The sequence below is a fragment of the Leptothoe kymatousa TAU-MAC 1615 genome, assembly GCF_018739865.1.
GTDB lineage: Bacteria > Cyanobacteriota > Cyanobacteriia > Phormidesmidales > Phormidesmidaceae > Leptothoe > Leptothoe kymatousa.
This window is the reverse complement of record NZ_JADOER010000004.1, coordinates 212,003-232,810: the sequence shown is the minus strand read 5'-3', so window position 1 is coordinate 232,810 and position 20,808 is coordinate 212,003. Positions and strand designations below refer to the sequence as shown.

Genomic DNA, 20,808 nt, shown 5'->3' with positions numbered 1-20,808 from the left:
AGGGTCGATAGGGGTGGACTAGGGCTGTCTTTGGGGCGATCGCGACTGTTTTTCTAGCTGGAGACGAATCCGGTGGTGGGCACAGCGGGTGAGGGGATAGCGATAGACACAGTAGAGACCGCCGAAGATTAACAAACTGGGACCGGCACTGGCCAACAGCCGAATCACCGATAGGCGTATTTCTGGGCTGATCTGCCCGGCCCAGTCCAATAGCCAGCCTGAGATAAAGATCGCGATCGCAATGCCCACCTTTTGCAAAAACACCATCAGGCTAATAAAAATGCCCTCCTGGCGTTCGCCGGTGCGCAATTCTTCATCGTCAATCACATCGGGCAGCATGGCAAAGGGCACCAAATAAAAGGTGGATAGCCCCGCGCCGATCACCACCCCCACAATGTACATGGCCACAATCTGACCTGGCTGCAGCAGCCCCAACACCCCGAGGCCACACAGGGCCAACGGAGCCCCCGCAAAATAGACCCAGCGCTTGCTGGTGCGTTTGGTGACCCACAGCCAAAACGGCAGCAGCAGCACCGAACTCCCCTGCACTGCGATCGCCATTTGGGTAAAGTGCTGCTCCCCCAGCCCCATCCAGTCGGTCACAAAAAAGGGCAACATCGCCGCCGTTACCTGCACCCCCACCCACGAACATAGATAGAGGCCCATCACCCAGCGAAACGCGGGATTGCTAAACACCTTGCGCAGCTGGCGGCCCATGGGATGGGGAGAGACCTCCGGCTGGTTGCGCATCACCGGACGATACTGACCGTAGGTGCCCACCACACAAATGAAAATGGCCACCACAATAAAAATGCCGCTGACGCCCCCTAAAATCATGTACTGCCGCTGGGTATCTTCCACCAGGGCAAAAATAATTTGGGCCAGCACCAACCCCACCACAGAACCGACAATATTAGCCGCCGAGCGCACCGACATAATGCTGGTGCGTTCGTCATAGTCGGGGGTAAGCTCCGTGGCAATGGCCACCATCGGCAAAATAATCACCGAAAAGGCCGCATAGCCACCGATGGCCATCAGCGTGTAGTAAATAAAAAGACTGGTCTGGGACTGTAGCGGTGGCACCAGCCAGAGCATAAAGGTGAAAAAGCCCAGGGGCAGTGCGCCCAGCACCAACCAAGGGTAGCGACGGCCCCAACGGGAACGGGTGCGATCGCTAAGCCAGCCAATGACGGGGTCGTTAACGGCATCCCACACCCGACCAATCAACAGCACAGCTCCAGCCTGGGTGGCAGATAACCCCACCACCTCAGTCAGAAAAAACAATAAATAGAAAATAGCGAGGCCAATGGGAATAGCCGTGCCTAGTTCACCAATGCCGTAGGCAACTTTGGTTTGCAAGGACAAGCGATTAGACATAATGCAAACAGTGACGCCCAGTATCTCACCATACCGAAGAGTGACCTGAGCTGAATAGTGCTACAGCATTCTGTCTTCCACACATTGCCCTTGCCCGTTTACCAAACCAGCCTAAAACCGCCAGTTAATCGATGCTGCCACCTCAGCATCCGTATCGTTGGACTTAATAATCAAGTTACCTTCAACATTCAGCACCAAACGCTCTGTAATCCCCAGATCCACCCCCGCAGTAAACATTGGATCTAAGTCGCCTTCATCAAAGTTGTAGGCCACACCGGCACCGCCAAAAAGCAGAAACCCATCATCAAAGAGAAAATCGTAGGACAGCGGCAAACGCCCCTCCAAGTCATCGCCAATGTAAACAGCAGGCCGCACCGATACACTGGACATCTCTAACGGAAAAACCTGAAATTTAGAATCCAGCACCAGCGCCGTAGAGTCGTTGAACCCCGCACGGATACCAGCCCCCGCATAGTTTTCAATCCCACTTTCCACCAGCGGTAGGGCCAGCGCCGCAGAAGATAGCCCCAAAACACCAACAGCCGCACCCAATAGCGGTTTAACTAAAGCAAAAAGACCCATAGCACTTATTAATAAAAATCGATGGATACACCACAGCCAATATTCCCAAAAACAAAGGCCATGTGACACTTTACAGGAAGCGCACAACCGACTACCCAAGGCATTCAGGGGCTTGAGGCTTACTTTATAGAAGTCGTATGAAAATATTTTTTTTGATAAGTACCGATCCCAAAAAGAACCTGCTTAAATGAAAAGCAACGTCCCCACCCATGCAGCGCACCTATTTAGTGCGTTTATATTTTTCACTGAGATAGCACAACTATCCACCAACGTTGTTTTTGCCAACGGGAGCGCATCATGACTGTTGAAACCTTGAACCACATGATGACCTACGTCATCGAAGGCTGGGCGATTATGAGCGCCACCTACCTGAGTGTGGGCTTTACCCTTTCGTTTTTGACTAAAGCTAAAAATGGCTTAAAAGCAAAGGAAGCCGCCGCCGTGCAAGCAAAGGCTGAAGAGGTGCAAAATGCCGAGCGGGTGGCGGAAATGACTGCGGTATCGGAAAAGTATATAAAAACTGGCAATCGTCAACAGATTACCAGCAGCGTCAAAATTTCTGAGCAATAGGCTGTTAGCTACGGCCACTTGCCAAATACTTTCCCCTCCTGGGAGGGGCAACGGGGTGGGTTTCGATCGTTAGCACTCGTCATCGAAACCCACCCCGCCCGCAGGGCACCCCTCCGAGGAGGGGATTTAGTCGGCTCCGGGTTTAGGTAATCACCGTGGGCTTATCAAAGCCAGTTAGCTCTTTGATTTTCGCTATCTGATCCGCAATTTGAATCAATTCACCCAGGGCGGCTTGGGTGTCGATGTCGTGCTTTGCAGAATCGGGTTCGTAGCTTTCCACATAGAGGCGCAGTGTCGCCCCTTGGGTGCCCGTACCCGACAGGCGGAACACAATGCGAGAACCGTCGGTGAAGCCAATGCGGATGCCTTGCTTTTGGCTGACGCTATTGTCGATGGGGTCGGTGTAGCTAAAGTCGTCGGCATAGTCGACGGTGTAGCTGCCCAGGGTTTGGCCCTTGAGGCTACCCAGCTGGCCCCGCAGGCCCTCCATCAATGTATTGGCTGCAGCGGTCTCCACCCCTTCGAAGTCGTGGCGGCTATAGTAGTTGCGACCATAGGTGGCCCAATGGTCTTTGACAATAGCTTCCACGGACTGTCCCTTCACGGCCAAAATATTTAACCAGAACAGTACGGCCCAGAGACCATCTTTTTCGCGCACGTGGTTAGAGCCGGTACCAAAGCTTTCTTCACCACAGAGGGTGGCTTTGTCGGCATCTAACAGGTTGCCAAAGAACTTCCAGCCGGTGGGGGTTTCGTAGCAGTCCACCCCCAGCTTTTCGGCCACGCGGTCCACGGCCTGGCTGGTGGGCATGGAACGGGCAACACCGGAGATGCCACCACGGTAGCCGGGGACCAGGGTGGCGTTAGCGGCCAGCACGGCCAGGCTATCGCTGGGGGTAACAAAGAAGTTGCTACCCACAATCATGTTGCGATCGCCATCGCCATCGGAGGCCGCACCAAAGCTGGGGGCATTCTCCGCAAACATGACCTCCACCAGGTCGTGGGCATATACCAGGTTCGGGTCCGGGTGGCCACCCCCAAAGTCTTCCAACGGCTCACCGTTTTGCACCGTGCCCTGGGGTGCCCCCAGCAGCCCTTCAAAAATCGCCTTGGTGTAGGGGCCAGTGACCGCATGGAGCGAGTCCATACACATGGTGAAATTACCAGAGGTGAGCAGCTGCCGGATTTGCTCAAAGTCAAACAGCGTTTCCATTAGGGCAGCATAGTCATTCACCGAGTCCATCACCTCAACGGTCATATTGCCGATGGCGGTGGAGCCTACCCGGTCCAGGTTGACATCCTCTGCTTCTAAAATTTTGTAGACATCAATGGTCTTACTGCGCTCAAAGATGGCGCTGGTCACCTTCTCCGGGGCAGGACCGCCGTTGCCCGTGTTGTACTTGATGCCAAAGTCGCCGTCGGGGCCACCGGGGTTGTGGCTAGCCGACAGGATGATGCCACCAAAGGCGCTGTATTTACGAATGATGCAAGAAACCGCAGGGGTGGAAAAAATGCCCCCCTGGCCCACCAACGCTTTACCGAAGCCATTGGCGGCCGCCATTTTAAGAATGATTTGAATGGCCTGGCGATTATAAAATCGACCATCTCCACCCACTACCAGGGTTTGCCCCTGATAGCCGTCCAAACTGTCAAAAATAGATTGAACAAAGTTTTCTAAATAATTGGGCTTTTGGAAAACAGTAACTTGCTTACGTAAACCAGACGTGCCCGGTTTTTGATCTGAAAAAGGCTTTGTCGAAACGGTCTGGATGGCCATGATACTCCTTATCTCTGCATCAGCAAGCTGACTCATCCTTAAAAGATTAACAGGATGACTACAACTGCACTGTGTTTGACGGATCTACATCCGCAGCGTTCCGGCTTTGGGCAGTCGGAATGGGGAAGTCGGAATGGGGAAGTCCTAAAGGCTCTAAGTTCCATAGCCGATACCCCCTTTCGACTCCGCTCAAGGGGCGCTGACTAAATTCCGAACTCCGAATTCCGAATTCCGAACTCCTAAGCAAGCTGGCGTTTCACCTGACGCAGAAAGTTGAGCCACAGCTGGGCGGGCTCACCGTAAAAGGTAAACACATCGCCATAGGCCAGGTTGGCGTTTCTATGGTGCAGCTGGTGACGCTCAGGGGTGGTGATGCAGCACCAACGGCACAGGGTCTTAATCGATTTCGGTGTGCTGTAGCTAGGGGCCTCCTGATGGCGCCAAATAACATGGAGCTCCGCCAGCAGCAGCCCCAGCATGGTGCCTACCGGGGACAGCAGCCATAAAAACGGCACCCACATTAAATAGGGGAATGCCCCTAGGAAACCGGGCAATAGGGCCTGGGGACAATGTTTGCGCACCGCGTAGCTAACAAAACTGCGATTCGGACTGTGGTGCACAAGGCTGTGATATCGGCCAAACACATGCTCTGGCACATGGTAAATGAATGTGGCGACAAAATCCCCCAACAGCAGTAGCAGTAAGGGAACTGCGAACACTGACCCTGCAATTTCTACGTATTCCATGCTGATTGCCTTACAACTCTTGGGGGCAACCTAGCAAAGTCAATTTAAAATTTATTTAATACAACATTTAATTTTTGGTTACATTCGTTAACCTATCGTGTTTTCCCGTGGTATCAACAGGTTATCGAGTTGATTGCAGCGTGCTGAAGAGTGCGATCGCAAAACAGGCCAAAATTAGCAACCAAATGATAATCCCTGGCAAAAATGCCAGCAGCCCTACTCCCCGTAATATCCACACAACCGCCGTCATCGCCATGGTGGCGAGCAAAAGTTGAGTGATTGGACGCAAACGAAAACGATTAGTCATCGGTCAAACTAATGAGGGGTTTTGCCTAGGAAACGATAAGGTTCACTAAGGTTTTACGCAATAATGTGCCTGCTTGACACCAGTCTTACGCCGTCTAGTTAATAATGGCAACGAATCAGTAAAATCTGGCAAATTCATTTGTCGTGTGAATCAGGTGCCTTTAATGCCATTATTAATCCGCTTATTTATTTGATTACACCTATATAGTTTTCCTTATAGTTCCTATGGTTTCAACGACACAACAAGCGGCTTTGCTGCGCGGCGATGTTCTAATTGCAACTCGCAATCACTCCGGTAAAGGTGCCGCCGTTACTGCTCAAATGTATGTGCCGTTGGTGCGCTCTCAACTTTGGGAACAGCTCACCGACTACAGTCGCTGGGTTCACTATTTTCCCGACATCACCCAAAGTCGCGAGCTAGAAACGGCCGTTAAGCAGCAGGTCAAGCACCAATCCCAGCGCATTACGCGCAAACTATATCAAGCTGCCCGCAAGGCCTTTATTTTATTTACGGCCCAGGTAGAAATTTATCTACACGTCGTTGAACATGTGCACCAAAGCATCCAATTTCGCCTAGAGCGCGGCACCTTTGCCGACTTTGCCGCCGACCTGGTGCTAGAAGACTTTGGCGAAGGCACCCTGCTGACCTATTCAGTCCAGGCCACCCCCACAATTCCAGCGCCCAAATTTTTGCTCGAGCAGGCCATGCGCATTGACCTCCCCGGCAACCTCAAAACCATGCGACGCGTGTTGTGTCAGTCGCAAAAGGTAAAAGTGCTGGCCTAACTATCAGCATAGTTGCAACCTAGCGGCGGGCTAGCTTCGTTCTACAAACAAGCGACCTGCCGCTAGGGCCGCACTGCTGGTGGCATAGACATACCCGTCGCTCAATACATCTAACTCACGGTTAATGACCCAACAGCGATATCCATTTCCCTGTTGACTAATTTCAATAATCCACCCGACTCGGGCAGCCACCTGTATGACCGGAGTTGCATCCATGGGAGCATTGCTCATTGATATAGCCCCAGAATAGCAAATTGCTGTTCTAGACAGCTGTAACAGAAAATTGGGATTCACAATGTTGGCGATAGAAATGTTGGCGATAGAATGGGGCCAGGCAACACTTGCCTAATTGTTAACGGCGCCTTCCCTCTCCATGTCTACCCAGATTCTTAACCTCACTGAAACTCTCCACAGCTATCTCCTATCAGTGAGCGTACGCGACAGTGAGATTTTAAAACAACTGCGAGAAGAGAATGCCCAACACCCTAGGGCAGTGATGCAAATCGCCCCAGAACAAGGCCAGCTCATGGGATTTTTGGTGGAACTGTTGGGGGTAAAAAAAGCGCTGGAGGTGGGGGTATTTACCGGATATAGCTCTTTGGTTGTGGCCATGGCACTACCTGAAGACGGCCAGCTAATTGCCTGCGACATTAGCGATGACTACACCGCCATGGCCCGCAAATATTGGCAAAAAGCCGGGGTGGATCACAAGATCGATTTGCGCATTGCCCCCGCCCTAGACACCCTTGACCAGCTAATTGCAACAGGCCACAGCAACAGTTTTGACTTTGCCTTTATCGATGCCGACAAAAGCAACTACGACAACTACTATGAGCGGGCGTTGCAGCTTGTGCGCACGGGGGGCCTCATTGCCATTGATAATGTTCTGTGGTCGGGTCGGGTGGCGAACCCACCGGCGGACCACGACAACCGCACAAAGCGGATCCATGCCCTCAACCAAAAAATCCATGGCGATGGGCGGGTGGCGATGAGTTTGCTCCCCATTGCCGATGGCCTAATGCTGGCAAGAAAGCGATAGATTATCCACCAAGGGCCGATGGTCTAATGCTGGCAAGAACGCGATAGATTATCCACCAAGGGCCGATGGTCTAATGCTGGCAAGAAAGCGATAGATTATCTACCAAAGATCGAAAAATCTCAGCAACTCGTTGTTGCGCTTGGTGGAACTCTGGCACATCCCAATCGGGAATCCGGGGCTGATCGAGTTGTTTCAGATCTAGATAGTTGTGATATCGAAATTCAATCTGTAATGCGTCCACATTAGCCATGGCTCCATAGTGGCGCGTAATATATCCGCCGTTGAAAACATGGTTGCAAGCGACCTGATAGTCCTGCCCGTTAAAGCCCGCCTTAACCGCTGTCATCCATTGATTAGAACAACTGCGACCATTGTTATTGCCTAAACAAACTTGATCGGTAATGGGGCCAGCAAAACTGTGTAAGTCGAGCAGATAAACCTGCCCAAACTGTGCGATCGCAGCCTGGAGCAAGGTCTCTAGCCGTTGATGATACGGGCGATAAATCGCATCAATGCGCCGTTGTATCTGCGGTTGATCGGGCACAACTCGGTAAAGGGCAGAGCCAAATGCGGTTTGTCGTGGCACCGCTGCCTGCCAAAAACTGCCAAAAAAGGGAGCCTTGGCCACTCGGTTGAGATCCACCACATAGCGACTATAGGCCGCTTCTAAGACCGTAATCCCTAAACTAGGCAAAAAATCATAGAGCCGATTCAGGTGCCAGTCTTGGTGGGGTAGAAAATCTTGGTATTGTCCATGGAGCAGCTCCATCATTTCGGTCGGCACCGTTAGCCCACTGTGGGGAATGCTGGCAACAATAGGACATGGGCGACCGGTCGGTGGATGAACTCGAAAAGGAGATGCATCAAACAAATGTTGCTACCTCTGACAAATGTTTGTCCATCGTAGCAAACGGCGATCGGATCCAATCCAATCCACTATTAGGCTTGCCAGCATGCTCCACGACAAGAGGGGGCAACATTTTAGTTGCCCCCTCTTGTTCCATGGAAGATTTATCGATACCGATGCCGCAGGAGCGGGTTAGATTTCGATAATGCCCCGGAAGATATTGCCGGTGGTGCCGGTGGAGTCATCATCCCATTGGCTGGTGCCGCCGAAGTTCATCACGCCAAAGTCCTGATCACCGCCAAAGTTGTTGGGCTCCCCCGGTGCCCAGTTGGTGTAGGTCACCGCCTCACCATTGACCCACCGAAACTGTCCCTCAGTTTGTTGATCCGTAAGGCCAATCCACAGCCGCTCGGTGCTACCAAAGGTTTGCTTCAGCCAGGTTTCTTCTGCGCCATCGTTGATGGTGACCAAGTTCCCCCCTAGGCTAGTGGCTTCCGCCTGGGCCTGTTCCCAGCTCTTAGCACCGTCGGTTAGCCGATAGGACTTGCCATTGTAGGTGAAGGCCGGAATCTCAATAATGCCTCGGAAGACATTGCCGGTGGTACTGGTGGAGTCATCGTCCCATTGGCGGGTGGGGCCAAAGTTCATCACGCCATAGTCTTGATCGCCACCAAAGTTGTTGGGTTCCGCCGGGGCCCAGTTGGTATAGGTCACCGCCTCACCACTCACCCATTCGTACTGCCCTTCGGTTTGTTGGTCGGTAAAGCCAATCCAATACAGTTCGGTATTGCCAAAGGTTTGCTGCAGCCAGGCTTCCTCTGCACCATCGTTGATGGTGACCAAGTTCCCCCCCAGGCTAGTGGCTTCCGCCTGGGCCTGTTCCCAACTCTTCAGGCCATTGGTCAACACATAGGTGTTGCCATTGTAGGTACTCGTAGGCGGTGGGGTATTGTCGGTGTCCCAGCGCAGAATGCTACCAGACACCAGATTGACACCATAGAGCGTGTCATCGGGTCCCATTTTCATATCCACCACAAACTGGGCACCGGAGTCAAACACTTGCACATTGGTCACCTGGCGACTGTCGTCTAAGGTGGCGGCATAGAGGGTGCCATTGTTCACATCACCAAACATGAGGGTGTTGGCATTGTAAAAGTCGCCCACCATAATGGCATTGGCATTATCCGGGGCGCCGTGGGTGCGGGGCAGGAGCGGTACTACGGCGGCTTCATCCCCTGGGTTGTTGCGATTGCCATTGTTATAAAATGCGATCGCTTGGGCTAAATTGCTGTATCCGCCCGTGGGGTTGGGGCCTTCGATGTAGGGCCAGCCAAAGTTAGACCCGGCGGGGCCAGTATTCACCTCTTCCCAAGTGGTCCAGCCCACATCGCCGATGACGGGGAGGTCGGTCACCGGGTCAAAGGCAAACCGGAACGGATTGCGCAGCCCCGAGTAAAAGACCTTGGACTGGTTGCTATCGCCGTCGCCATTGTAGAACGGGTTGGTAGAAACACCTTCGCCTGTGATGGGGTCAATGCGTAGCACCTTACCCGACAGGTTGTTGATGTCTTGCACCCTCACCGTGCGCGCATCCACAAAGTTGTAGGAGGTGCCATCGCCGTTACTCAAATAGAGATAGCCATCGGCCCCAAATTCTAAATCGCCAATGGAATGGGATTCACTATCGGTGGCCAGGTAGTCGCGGATATTTTGGTTTTGGATGCCAGGGCGATCGGGGTCATTGTCCTGGGTGCCAATTTCGATTTCACTGGCGGGTGCCGTAATGGTGGTGCCATTGACAATGCCGGACGGCGTAATGGACGTATCGCCGGTACTGTTGCCGGTGGGGCTATTGGTGTAGTCCCAGGTGCTGTTGGTGCCCGCCAATACGAGCAAACTGTTGGCATCCGCCACCATGGTGTTGGGGTCCACGGTGACACGCACCATGCGCGATGGCCGGTTGCCGTTGCCGTCGGGGCCACCCAGCCCGGTTCTACCTGCGGTCTCCGGTGGATCGTAGGTGTAGAGCAAATACACATAGGGGTTACTGGGAAATTCGGGGTGAATGGCTAACCCCAGCAGGCCGCGATCGCGGGTGCCATTCACCTGGTCGGCAATGTCAATCAGCGGCGTTGAGCGCAATACGCCGTTATCCACCACCTTAACCACACCGCCCTTTTCAGCCACCAACATGTAGCGGCCATCGGGGGTCCAATCCAGGGTGGTGGGCTGCACCAATCCAGTCACCGCCGTTGTGCGGGTTAAGGCCCCCAGATCCAGATCGTTGTCGAGAATATTAATGGTGGTGGTCAGCTGAGCGCCCAGGGCAGCATTGGTGGCAGTCTCCAACGACAGGGAAAACGTCTCATTCCCTTCCGTCAGACTATCTTCCAAAATCGAAATATCAATGGTTTGGGAGGTTTGCCCCGGCGCAAAATTAACCGTACCCGACGTGGCACCACCATAATCTTCGCCCACACTGGCCGTACCATCGCTAATACTGTAGGTAACAGACGCTGCCACCCCAGCATCGCCACTTCGCTGGACCGTCACCGTAGCCGTGCCGTCAGATTCCGCCACATTCAGCGACCCTTGCCCCAGGGAAATGGTTGAAGCAACATCGTCATCCACGATGGTAATCAGCTTGGTTCGAGGGGCGCCGAGGGTGCCGCCCGTCGGGTTTTGAATACCCACCGAAAAACTTTCATCCCCTTCACTCACGTCATCATTGACAATGGGAATAGCAAAGGACACTTCGGACACGCCAGCAGCAAAGACCACTTGTCCAGTGTTGGGCCGACCATCAAACGTGGGTCGGGTAAAATCAACATCGCCCGTGGCCGAATTCTCCCCCAGCTCATTCAGGGTATATTCCAGGGTAGCCTGTTGCTGAATGCCGCCGGTGCGCACAGCGGTGATCGTGGCCACCCCGGCGGCCTCATTGACAAAGACGGTGGTGCTGTCCTGGAGGGCAAAGGTAGACTCTTCTGGCGGTGGCGTGCCTCCATCCACAAAGTCAATACTGCCGGTAATGTCCACACCATTGGTATTAAAGACATCAGCCACCAGCTCACCGCTGCTGGAGGGGCCTTTATAGATCCAGGTATTGTTGCCAACGGTTTCAAATGTATAGTCGCTAAAGCCCCCATCTAGACGGATAAAGTCTTCCCCGACGGTAAAGTCAATGATGTCGGCATAGTCACTAAACTGGGCCCTGTCGTAAAAGCCGCCAGTTTCATCCCCCAGCACAAACACATCCGCCCCACCATTGCCCGCCAAGGCGTCAATGCCCCCTAGGCCCTTGATGGTGTCGTCACCATTGGTTCCTGACAACAAACCATCGCTGCCAGCCGTACCCAAGATAGTATTGCCGGGGGTGGGTGGATTGGGCGGGTTAGGCGGGTTAGGCGGATTGGGGGGGTTAGGCGGATTGGGCGGATTAGGGGGCGTGCCATCGTCCGTAAAGTCAATGCTGCCGGTAATATCGACACCATTGGTATCAAAGATATCGGCCACCAACTCACCACTGGAGGAAGGCCCCTGATAAATCCAAGTGTTGTTGCCCACCGTTTGGAAGGTATAGTCAGCCAGCACTCCGTTGAGCTGGATGATATCTTCTCCGATGGTAAAGTCGACGATATCGGCATAGTCACTAAACTGTGCCTGGTTATAGAAACCGCCGGTTTCATCCCCCAAAATAAAGACATCTGCGCCACCATTTCCCCGGAGGGCATCAATGCCCCCCAGACCACTCAACGTGTCGTCACCCGCCGTGCCCTGCAACAGACCGTCGGCCCCCGCCGTGCCCACAATCGTATCTAAGGTGTCTCGGTAAACCGCTTGGGTGGCCAGATCCACCGCCATGGCAGCTTCAATGGTGCCAATGGTTGTTTCCAAATCCCAATCTCCACCGAGACTGGTGTGGCCGGTCATATCATCGGAAGCAGCCACATCTGCCTGGGTCAACTGACTCACCTGTTGAATAAATTGATCGCCCCCAGCCGCAAGGTTACAGCCATAGAACAACAGGTCACCGTCGGTGGATAGGGCATCTCCCCAGGCGGCTAGCTCCTCTTCATAATCGCCTAGGTTCGCGGCAGAAAAATAGCCATTGGCAAACTGTAAAGTATTCTCACCACCATGGGAAAAGATATGAATACTCGCTAGGTTTTGATGGGCCCCCAACGCCTGAGAGATCTGCCCAATGGCATTGGTTTTATCGTTTAATAAAAAGACTTTATCTACTTGAAGACCTTGTATCAGGGTATCTGCCTGACCAACAGCACCATCAACAAAAGCGATGGATACAACAGAGGATGCATCCGATGCAGGACTATTATTTACTGACATGCTTCAAAAAAAACTTTAATTATTTGAGGCTTAAATGAAGAGATAAAGCAGAGATGAGTTAGGAAAACAATACGCAACAATTCCATTGCAACAAATGGAATCGACCAACTACATCTGCAAAATAAATAGGGCACCACCTAGAAACAATGGCACCAACATGAAATGTGTCCCCAAAGACTATAAAGCTCTTAAGTTGTTCTCAGTATATTCTCAGCTTCCCATGGTGGCCATGAGGTTTATATGAATCTAATGGTGAATGTATAAAGGATATACTTACCAAGGCAATTTAATGGTGAGCGGTTGCAGCATGATTGGCACGGCTGAAGTCTGGGTGGTTTTCCAGTGCCCTGGGGCTGGATGTACGAAGTTGTTAACAGCAAAAAGCGATCGCACTTTTCCATCGGCAAGAAAAGTTGCGATCGCAAAATTATCCCCACACGAGTTGCTGCCCCAGCTTAAACAGCATGGCTGTTGCCATCAACATCCCAAAAACAGCATCCCTGCTATCCGCAACTAGGTGATGCTGTTTTATTTGGTAGCCAACGCCTACCCCATCTGAGACGCCGTCGATAGAGTTTGACAAATTGTCTCAAACAGTGGACGTTTGCTGGGCTCTTCTGCCATACACTGCTGTTGCAACACCCTCAGTTGCTCCATAGTTGCGGCTTCCCCATCGACAGCCTCTGCCCCATAGCGATCGAGCAAGTCTTCCAAAAGACAGCCAAAGGCTCGCGACTCCAGCCACTGAAATGCTTGGGCTGTTGGCTTAGCATCTAAATCAAAGAAAGAGGCTGCCCCAAAGTCTCCCAAAATACTCTTGCCCCGAGCATTGATCAAAATATTGTGGGCATAGAGATCGCCATGCATAATGCCACGGGCATGGAGATGGGTCACAACCGACGCAATACCATAGGCAATTTTGAGAATCATGGGCAAAGAGAAACTGGCATCCTCTGGGTAGGTATCCCGAGTGCAGGTCTCTAAGCTGGGGGGATTGCCCAAGTTGCTGTAGCTGTTGGCAATGTAAGCAAACACCAGCCCCGCTTTGCCATCAATCGGCTGCCCCAGTTTCCCCAGCACATTCACTAAATTCGGGTGGGTGCCCGCAGCAATGCAGGCCTGCATTTCATCCAGGGGCAAGCCATCACTGGTCATTTCCCCTTTAAACAGCTTGACCGCCACATCTTGCACTAGCCCCGAGGGCCCGCCCGACTGCCACTGGGCTTTATAAATAACGCCCGAGGCCCCTTGGCCCAGCACCTCCCCCAGCTGCAGTTCTTCCGGTTCAATGATGGCCAAAAAGGCATTTTTCTGCGCTGCGGTTGGCTGGCAGCAGGGGTTGCCAGCATAGGCCAACCAGGTTAAACGGGGCAATGTGAACAACCAGTCTGGCAATGACTCAAATCGATTCGCCGCCAACCGCAGCAGCTCTATGCTTTTACAGTTCGCCATTTCCCCTGGCAAAGCCGATAGCTGGTTCCCCGCCAGCATGCACTTTTGCAGCTTGGTCAGGGTGCCAATGCTCTTGGGCAATTGGGTTAATTGGTTATTGGTGAGAATCAGCCACCGAATGTTGGGAGATAGGGCTGTTTCACGGATGGTGTGGAGCCGATTGCCCTTGAAGCTAACCATGGAGAGATTTGGGCATTTTGCCAAAACCTCGGGAAACTCTTCAAACTGGTTATTGTTAAAAAAGGCGATGCGCAGTTTTTTTAACCGGGCAAACTCGTCGGGCAGCGTTTTCAGCTGATTATTGGAAAGGTCTAAAATCTCTAATGATTCTGCCTGCTCTAGAATCTCTAGGGGGAACTCAGTTAAATTGTCTGCTAACTTGAGGCGCGGTTCTCCGATGGATGTCTCGAGATCTAAGCTTAAGGACTTCATATAGTGATTAATTTAGAGTATATACAATCCTACTCCGTCTTCTTTGTTCTATCCGCAACGTTTGCCCGAAGGCGGCTGGGCGACTCAGATTTGCCACTCCAGTAAATGTAGCCAAAATAGATAAGTACGCCAATCTGAACGGGCACCAAAATCAGATAGTTTTTTAGAATAGGGTGTAGCCCTAAATGAGAAAAAATCTGAAAGTAGGTTAAACCTGCGATCGCTAATCCTGCTTTTAAAGGGAGCCTTTGATTACCCATAGGTTACGGAAAAAGGAAAAAACGACACACCTACCCCAATAGGCCATAGAGCCATGACTGCTGCACCGTCACCGCCAGGGTGCCAGAGGTCCATAAATCATAGAGCCGATGGCCATGGTAGCCAACGACCATGAGCCCCACCACCAGCCACACCGACCGCCGCCGCCACCAAAGACTCAGCACCGTCCTAGTCCATAGTTCGGCACTGATGTGCACCAGGGCAACGCCCCACAGGACAATGGCAAAGGGAGCGAGCAGGTTGTATTGGATGGCCGCCGACCATTGGGCATTTGCGATCTCAAATACAGCCCGAGTCATCCCCCATGTGGGGCAGGGAATACCCACCAATGCCTGCATAAAACAGCCCCACAGATGCACCTCGTAGCCCAGCCTGTGAAGCACAACAATCAGCAACGGCATCAATAGCGCCCCCCATAGGCCGAAGCGCCCATACAGCGCCAGCCTAGATAGAGGCAGACCTAGCCTAGAGCCACCCCTTCTTATTGGTGATGTAAGTGCTGACAAATTCATCATCGGATTTAGTCAGATATAAAATCCCTTCAACCAAGCCAATTACACCGAACACAGCCGCCCCAAACCCGCAGGTTACCAAGCTCCCCACCAACATAATCACGCCTTCCGTGGTGTAGCCCAAAATAAACTTATGGACACCCAGGGCACCGAGCAGAATGCCACAGATTCCAGCCACGATTTTCTTATCAGCCCCATCTGGACTACCTGAATTAGTCATGTCGCTTCATTCCCTTTAAATGAATTTCCATCGTGTTAGCCGACTGTGCAAACAAGACGACTTCCCCGTTAAGTGGCCGGATTTTAGAAATCAAAAAACTTTGCCATAACAATTTAATCCAGACAAATTGCAGCAAGTCCGGATCACAAAGGAAAACTTGATACTGCGAAGCTGTATTAGGGGCGCACACCAGGTGTCGGCAAACTAACCTCAGACATCAGGCAACGGACTGCCCAGGGCGACTCGAGACCAGGCAATGCCACCCATCAAAACCCACCACTATATTCTCGGCGCAGACAAAAAGCCGGCAGACATATTACATATTTTTGGCGGAAACAAAACAACAGAACAGCAACAAACATCCGGGCACAAGCCCATAGGGCTGTGGGGAGAATGTCAGGCACAAACGCCAATCACCTAAATGGGGCCAATGAAATTATCTCGAGGATCAACCGCACCAATGGCTACTGCAGCTTAGCTTTTTGTTGTTTATACAGCTCCTTAAACAAAGCCTGTTGTTTTTTATGATCCACCACAGGAGCAGCATAGCCCGTCCCTTCCACATCGAGGGGGGAGATTTTACCACTCACTAAAGCACCCGTATCCACCCGACGAATTTCAGGCAACCACTGGCGAATATACTCCGCATCCGCATCAAACTTCTTCGCCTGACTCGCCGGATTAAAAATCCTCAGAGGCTTAGGATCCATCCCACTGGACGCACTCCACTGCCAGCCACCGTTGTTGGCACTGAGGTCACCATCCACCAGTTTTTGCATAAAATACTTCTCGCCCCAGCGCCAATCAATAATTAGATCTTTGGTGAGAAAGCTGGCCACAATCATCCGGCAGCGATTGTGCATCCAACCGGTTTCGTTTAGCTGGCGCATGGCAGCATCAACAATGGGATACCCCGTGCGACCTGCACACCAGGCCTCAAACAGAGTTTCACTATTGTCCCAGGGAAAATCTTTCCAAGCTGCCCGGTAGGGGCCGTCTGCCAACTCTGGGAAGAAATACATCACATGCTGATAAAACTCTCGCCAGGCCAGTTCCTGCATCCACGTTTGGACATTAGCACGGCCCTCATCACTGCGACATTGCTCGTAGGCAACGGTGGCCGTTTGCCACACCTCACGTATACCCACAGCCCCAAACTTAAGGGCGGCACTGAGCAAGGACGTGCCAATAACGGCAGGAAAATTGCGCTGGTCGTCATAGGCTTCCATGGCCTGTTGCCCAAAGCTGGCAAGCTGAGCTTGGGCCGCCAGCTCCCCTGGTTCTAGGGGCAAGGGCACCTGCCAAACAAAGCCCAAATCTTTCGCCGTGGGCAGCGGTATGGCATCCACCCCGTCCCGCTCCGCGTCACTCAAGCCCACCGCATCGTGCAGGGTCTCCACAGGTGCCAGCTTGGGAGACTTTTGCCAATTGCGCCAGAACGGACCATAGACCGTATAAGGTTTGCCAGCCCCGGTGAGCACATCCCCTGGGGCATGGAGGAGCTGATCCCAGGTTTTTGTTCGTATTTCAATGCCCTTTTCCCCCAACGCCTCGGCCACAGCATTATCCCGCTGGCGAGAATAGGGTTCTACATCCCGGTTCCAATGCACTGCCACAGCCCGTAATGCGGACGCGGCCCGGGGGATTTGCTGCACCGGATTGCCCTGCAAAATCAGTAGCTCACTGCCCACGGACCGGTAGCGTGCTTGCAGTTGGGCCAGGCACCCCAGCATATAAACTACCCGCGCTGGCGCTACATCATCTCCATTGAGGATGCCAGGATCTAAACAAAACACCCCCACCACCTTAGGACTGCGCTCCCGAGCCGCAGCTAGGCCTAGATTATCGCTAATGCGTAAATCGCGACGGTGCCAAAACAGGATGAGATCAGCCATGCGGGAATGATAAATGGAGTTTGATTAGTATAGAAGGTTTTTAAGGAAAGCACGGGAGTCGCCATATTATGGTCACTCTGACTCAGTATTCTAGAACCAATAGCAGATTAGGGGATTGCATATGTCTGGAGCACCAATCGCAAAGAAACAGCCTAAAACCCTGGAAAACCATGGGGATATTAGGATTGATGATTACTATTGGCTGCGCGATCGCACCGCTGCTGACACCCTCGACTACCTCAAGGCCGAAAACGACTACACCGAGGCCCAAACAGCCCATACCAAAGCGTTCCAAAAGGCACTCTACGACGAAATGCTGGGCCGCATTCAAGAAACCGACCTATCTGTACCCACAAAAAACGGCGACTACTTTTACTACAGCCGCACCGAAGAAGGCAAAGCCTACCGCATTTTGTGCCGCAAGCGGCACAGCCTAGACAACCCAGAAGAGATTTTACTCGACGAAAATCAACTGGCAACAGGTCACGAGTTTTTTGACCTGGGCGATTACGAAACCAGCCTCGACCATCAGCTACTGGCCTACGCCACCGACACCAACGGCTCAGAACGGTACACCCTGGTGTTCAAAGACCTAGCCACCGGCCAGATATATCCAGAAGCCATCGAAAACACCAGCGAAGTTGTCTGGGCCAACGACAACCGCACCGTATTTTACACCCGTCTAGACGACGCCCATCGCCCCTACCAAGTGTGGAAACACAAGCTCGGGGAAACGCCGGACCAAGACCAGCTCATCTACGAAGAAGCGGATGACGCCTTTTATCTTTCGGTGGGTGGCACCCGCAGCAATGCCTACTTGTTGATCGCCATCAACAGCAAAGTCACCTCCGAGCTTCGCATTTTAGATGCCAACCGGCCCGATGGAGAGTTTCAGGTGGTGTGCCCCCGACAGTACGGCGTGGAATATTCCATTTCTCACCACCCTGGAGACCACAACAGCGCCAGCCGGTTTTACATTATCACCAACGAAGCGGCCATCAACTTTAAGCTGTTGGTAACGCCAGTGGACAATCTCAGCAAAGAGACCTGGCAAACCGTAATCCCCCACCGGGCCGATGTGCAGCTAAAAGACATCGACATCTTTACAGATCACATGGTGATCTACGAACGCCAGGGCGGACTGCCCACCATTCGCATCCAAAAACTCTCCACCGGAGAAGAAACCGCCCTGGACTTTCCCGAGCCCACCTACTCTGTTTGGTCCGGCGCCATGCCAGAATTTGACAACAAAACCCTGCGGTTTTCCTACACGTCGCTGATCACCCCCTCCTCCGTGTTCGACTACGACATGGACACCCACCAGCGGCAGCTAAAAAAAGAAACGCCCGTACTAGGGGGCTACGATCGCAGCCAATACCAAAGCGAGTGGCTGATGGCCACAGCGGCCGACGGCACCCAAATCCCCATCTCTTTGGTGTACAAAAAAGATATTCAGCCCAGTGGCGAAAATCCTCTGCTGCTCTACGGCTACGGCTCCTATGGGGCCAGCATGTCCGCCTATTTCTCCTCCCCCCGGCTGTCGTTGCTAGACCGGGGCATGGTGTTTGCCATTGCCCACATTCGCGGCGGTGGCGAAATGGGTCGCCCCTGGTATGAAGCGGGCAAATTTCTCTACAAAAAGAACACCTTTACCGACTTTATTGCCTGCGCCGAATATCTCATCGCCCAGCAATGGACCCGCGCAGACCGTCTGGCCATTATGGGCGGTAGCGCCGGGGGCCTCCTCATGGGTGCGGTGCTAAATATGCGGCCTGACTTGTTTAAAGTTGCGATCGCAGCCGTCCCCTTTGTGGATGTCGTCACCACCATTTTGGATCCCACCTTGCCCCTCTCCGTGATGGAATGGGACGAATGGGGCAACCCCAACGAAAAAGAATTTTACGACTACATGAAGTCCTACTCCCCCTACGACAACGTAGCGGCCCAAGCCTATCCAGACCTGCTGATCACCGGTGGCCTCAACGACCCCAGGGTGTCCTACTGGGAACCGGCAAAATGGACCGCCAAACTGCGGCACCTCAAAACCGACCAAAACCAGCTACTGCTCAAAACCAATATGGATGCGGGCCACGGCGGCGCATCTGGCCGCTACGGCTGGCTCGAAGAAACCGCCTTTGAATATACCTTTATGCTCGACAGCCTAAACCTAGCCACAACGGAGCCACCTTTGTTAAGCAACGCAACAGTAGTTTAAGCTTTGTCAATCGATATCAAATGCACTCAGATTAAATATAAACTGTAGTCAATTACACAGTTTTGATGTTTTCGGCAGGAAAGTTTAGCAAAACGTCTCCATTGCTGGGCACACTGTCATGGCATCTACACATTTGGAGGAACCGAAATGAAGCTCTCATTTCACGGTGCAAACTACGAAGCACACTTCGAAAATATTCAGGTAACCGACACAGAAAGGATTGGCACCTATCGCGGTGCCCCCCTCAAGCGCAAAGCGTTTAAGGTGCCTGACCATGACCACCAGCGCGTACAGCTTACCTATCGCGGGGTGAAGTACAACCACGAGCTTTAGGCCCTGCCGCTGTCTAATGAATGGATATTAGTTGGAATTGAACTTACGACTGATCGCCTAAGTGAGCTAAGTTTCAGGCTGCACCATAATCTGGTCCAGTCGGCAAACTTACTGTTGATGCTGAATAGTCTTTCATCTGTTGCTGCACGTCTAGGGAGGCGTGCAGTTTTTTATGTTTTTTTGGGGGCGCCGTCGGCTCCTGCCCCTGCAAAAAAGCACGGATTAAGCCGCAAGTCTCTTCCACATCAGCTTTCGAACCTGACATAAATATTGGCTGACTGGGTTGGGGGATAAATTTCAGGGCATAGATGGCATCACCATGGCTATCGGTGCGCACATCCATCGCCACGTCTTCTAGGTCACTCAACGCACATTGCCAGTTCTTGGTCCCCAAAAGCGTGCGGCAACTAGAGTGAAACTGTTGCGTCGTAGCATCAAATACCAGTTCTTCGGACCGAAAAGAGACATATACGACCGCACCACCAATCACAACAAACATCCCCATAAACAACAGGGGAAAGAGGCTATTGCCAAGACGAAAGCGCAGATCCCGTTCAAGGGTGAGGGTGGTTTGTTCAGAGGCTAAAAACTGATTAATTTGGTCGGTGATGGCCTGCATTTCATTAGCCGTTCCCTTGCGACCATTGATGCGCATGGGCTCTTCCACATAGGCCACTTCACCATTGGCGGTTTGTAGCGCCACCCAATTGTCGACAACAGTGACGCTGCGTTCAGTCGCCGCCGATGTTTTTAGTTCAGCTACCGTAACTTGGTCAAAGGTTTCGACCGGACCAGGGAGAGCGCCCAAAAGGCGGGATTGCGTGCGATCGCACACGACCTGACTCGACTCCCGCTGACAGCTCAGTTGGGTCACCCCCAATCCGTAAATCCAAGCCCCCATCATAGCTAGGGGAATACCAGAAAATAATACAGCCCATAAAATAACAATGCCTTTACGCACGTTCGATGGCTGATTTCTCAGAATCAGCTCTGAGGGCGTCTGCTTAACAATCTGCATATGTGAATGGTGGGTGTGATGCGAATCAAGAAGTAGATGTAACTGACCGTAGTCAGTGCGGTCCCTGGCATA

Annotated in this window: 18 protein-coding genes; 5 read left to right on the top strand and 13 right to left on the bottom strand. The window is 52.5% G+C overall.

All coding sequences use genetic code 11. The features are described from left to right. Positions 1-18 precede the first annotated feature (18 nt). The gene (locus IXB28_RS03600; protein WP_215617178.1) at positions 19-1,377 is read right to left on the bottom strand and encodes an MFS transporter; all 1,359 of its coding nucleotides are present in this window, start codon (positions 1,375-1,377) and stop codon (positions 19-21) included. Positions 1,378-1,488: 111 nt separating this feature from the next. Continuing rightward, complete coding sequence (locus IXB28_RS03595) at positions 1,489-1,959, bottom strand: hypothetical protein (protein WP_215617177.1); 471 nt, start codon at positions 1,957-1,959, stop codon at positions 1,489-1,491. Positions 1,960-2,256: 297 nt separating this feature from the next. Here IXB28_RS03595 and IXB28_RS03590 point away from each other — a divergent pair, with 297 nt between their 5' ends. After that, positions 2,257-2,529: a hypothetical protein gene (locus IXB28_RS03590; protein ID WP_215617176.1), complete on the top strand. Its 273-nt coding sequence runs from the start codon at positions 2,257-2,259 to the stop codon at positions 2,527-2,529. Between the two features lie 142 nt (positions 2,530-2,671). Here IXB28_RS03590 and IXB28_RS03585 read toward each other — a convergent pair whose 3' ends face one another. From IXB28_RS03585 to IXB28_RS03575, 3 genes are all read right to left on the bottom strand, one after another. Then, entirely contained in the window at positions 2,672-4,306 is a 1,635-nt protein-coding gene (locus IXB28_RS03585; protein WP_215617175.1) for an alpha-D-glucose phosphate-specific phosphoglucomutase, read from the bottom strand. A gap of 239 nt (positions 4,307-4,545) precedes the next feature. Beyond that, positions 4,546-5,052 carry a sterol desaturase family protein gene (locus tag IXB28_RS03580; RefSeq protein ID WP_215617174.1) on the bottom strand — a complete coding sequence of 169 codons (507 nt, stop codon included), beginning with the start codon at positions 5,050-5,052 and terminating at the stop codon, positions 4,546-4,548. A gap of 121 nt (positions 5,053-5,173) precedes the next feature. After that, on the bottom strand, positions 5,174-5,359 hold the full coding sequence (locus tag IXB28_RS03575) for a hypothetical protein (RefSeq protein ID WP_215617173.1): 186 nt from the start codon (positions 5,357-5,359) through the stop codon (positions 5,174-5,176). Between the two features lie 224 nt (positions 5,360-5,583). Here IXB28_RS03575 and IXB28_RS03570 point away from each other — a divergent pair, with 224 nt between their 5' ends. Then, entirely contained in the window at positions 5,584-6,144 is a 561-nt protein-coding gene (locus tag IXB28_RS03570; protein WP_215617172.1) for an SRPBCC family protein, read from the top strand. 30 nt (positions 6,145-6,174) lie between these two features. Here IXB28_RS03570 and IXB28_RS03565 read toward each other — a convergent pair whose 3' ends face one another. Next, positions 6,175-6,360 (bottom strand): hypothetical protein, encoded by a 186-nt coding sequence (locus IXB28_RS03565; RefSeq protein WP_215617171.1) that lies wholly within the window; start codon positions 6,358-6,360, stop codon positions 6,175-6,177. Between the two features lie 157 nt (positions 6,361-6,517). Here IXB28_RS03565 and IXB28_RS03560 point away from each other — a divergent pair, with 157 nt between their 5' ends. Further along, positions 6,518-7,183: a class I SAM-dependent methyltransferase gene (locus IXB28_RS03560; protein ID WP_215617170.1), complete on the top strand. Its 666-nt coding sequence runs from the start codon at positions 6,518-6,520 to the stop codon at positions 7,181-7,183. A gap of 70 nt (positions 7,184-7,253) precedes the next feature. Here IXB28_RS03560 and IXB28_RS03555 read toward each other — a convergent pair whose 3' ends face one another. The 6 genes from IXB28_RS03555 to IXB28_RS03530 form a co-directional block, all read right to left on the bottom strand. Further along, a complete protein-coding gene (locus IXB28_RS03555) occupies positions 7,254-8,054 on the bottom strand; it encodes an N-formylglutamate amidohydrolase (RefSeq protein ID WP_215617169.1) in 801 nt (266 codons plus the stop codon). A 168-nt stretch (positions 8,055-8,222) separates the two neighbouring features. After that, a complete protein-coding gene (locus tag IXB28_RS03550; protein WP_215617168.1) occupies positions 8,223-12,380 on the bottom strand; it encodes a DUF4347 domain-containing protein in 4,158 nt (1,385 codons plus the stop codon). Between the two features lie 546 nt (positions 12,381-12,926). Next, positions 12,927-14,264: a leucine-rich repeat-containing protein kinase family protein gene (locus tag IXB28_RS03545; RefSeq protein ID WP_215617167.1), complete on the bottom strand. Its 1,338-nt coding sequence runs from the start codon at positions 14,262-14,264 to the stop codon at positions 12,927-12,929. Positions 14,265-14,554: 290 nt separating this feature from the next. Next, complete coding sequence (locus IXB28_RS03540) at positions 14,555-14,944, bottom strand: DUF2752 domain-containing protein (RefSeq protein WP_215617166.1); 390 nt, start codon at positions 14,942-14,944, stop codon at positions 14,555-14,557. A gap of 64 nt (positions 14,945-15,008) precedes the next feature. Further along, the gene (locus IXB28_RS03535) at positions 15,009-15,275 is read right to left on the bottom strand and encodes a TM2 domain-containing protein (RefSeq protein WP_215617165.1); all 267 of its coding nucleotides are present in this window, start codon (positions 15,273-15,275) and stop codon (positions 15,009-15,011) included. A 464-nt stretch (positions 15,276-15,739) separates the two neighbouring features. Further along, positions 15,740-17,170 carry an FAD-binding domain-containing protein gene (locus IXB28_RS03530; RefSeq protein ID WP_215617164.1) on the bottom strand — a complete coding sequence of 477 codons (1,431 nt, stop codon included), beginning with the start codon at positions 17,168-17,170 and terminating at the stop codon, positions 15,740-15,742. 121 nt (positions 17,171-17,291) lie between these two features. On the opposite strand from IXB28_RS03530, the gene IXB28_RS03525 reads away from it, so the two are divergent. Beyond that, the gene (locus IXB28_RS03525) at positions 17,292-19,385 is read left to right on the top strand and encodes a S9 family peptidase (protein ID WP_215617163.1); all 2,094 of its coding nucleotides are present in this window, start codon (positions 17,292-17,294) and stop codon (positions 19,383-19,385) included. Between the two features lie 147 nt (positions 19,386-19,532). After that, positions 19,533-19,718, top strand: coding sequence for a DUF4278 domain-containing protein (locus IXB28_RS03520; protein WP_215617162.1), 186 nt, complete (start codon positions 19,533-19,535; stop codon positions 19,716-19,718). Between the two features lie 73 nt (positions 19,719-19,791). On the opposite strand, the gene IXB28_RS03515 is transcribed toward IXB28_RS03520, so the two are convergent. After that, on the bottom strand, positions 19,792-20,736 hold the full coding sequence (locus IXB28_RS03515) for a hypothetical protein (RefSeq protein WP_215617161.1): 945 nt from the start codon (positions 20,734-20,736) through the stop codon (positions 19,792-19,794). Between the last annotated feature and the right edge of the window lie 72 nt (positions 20,737-20,808).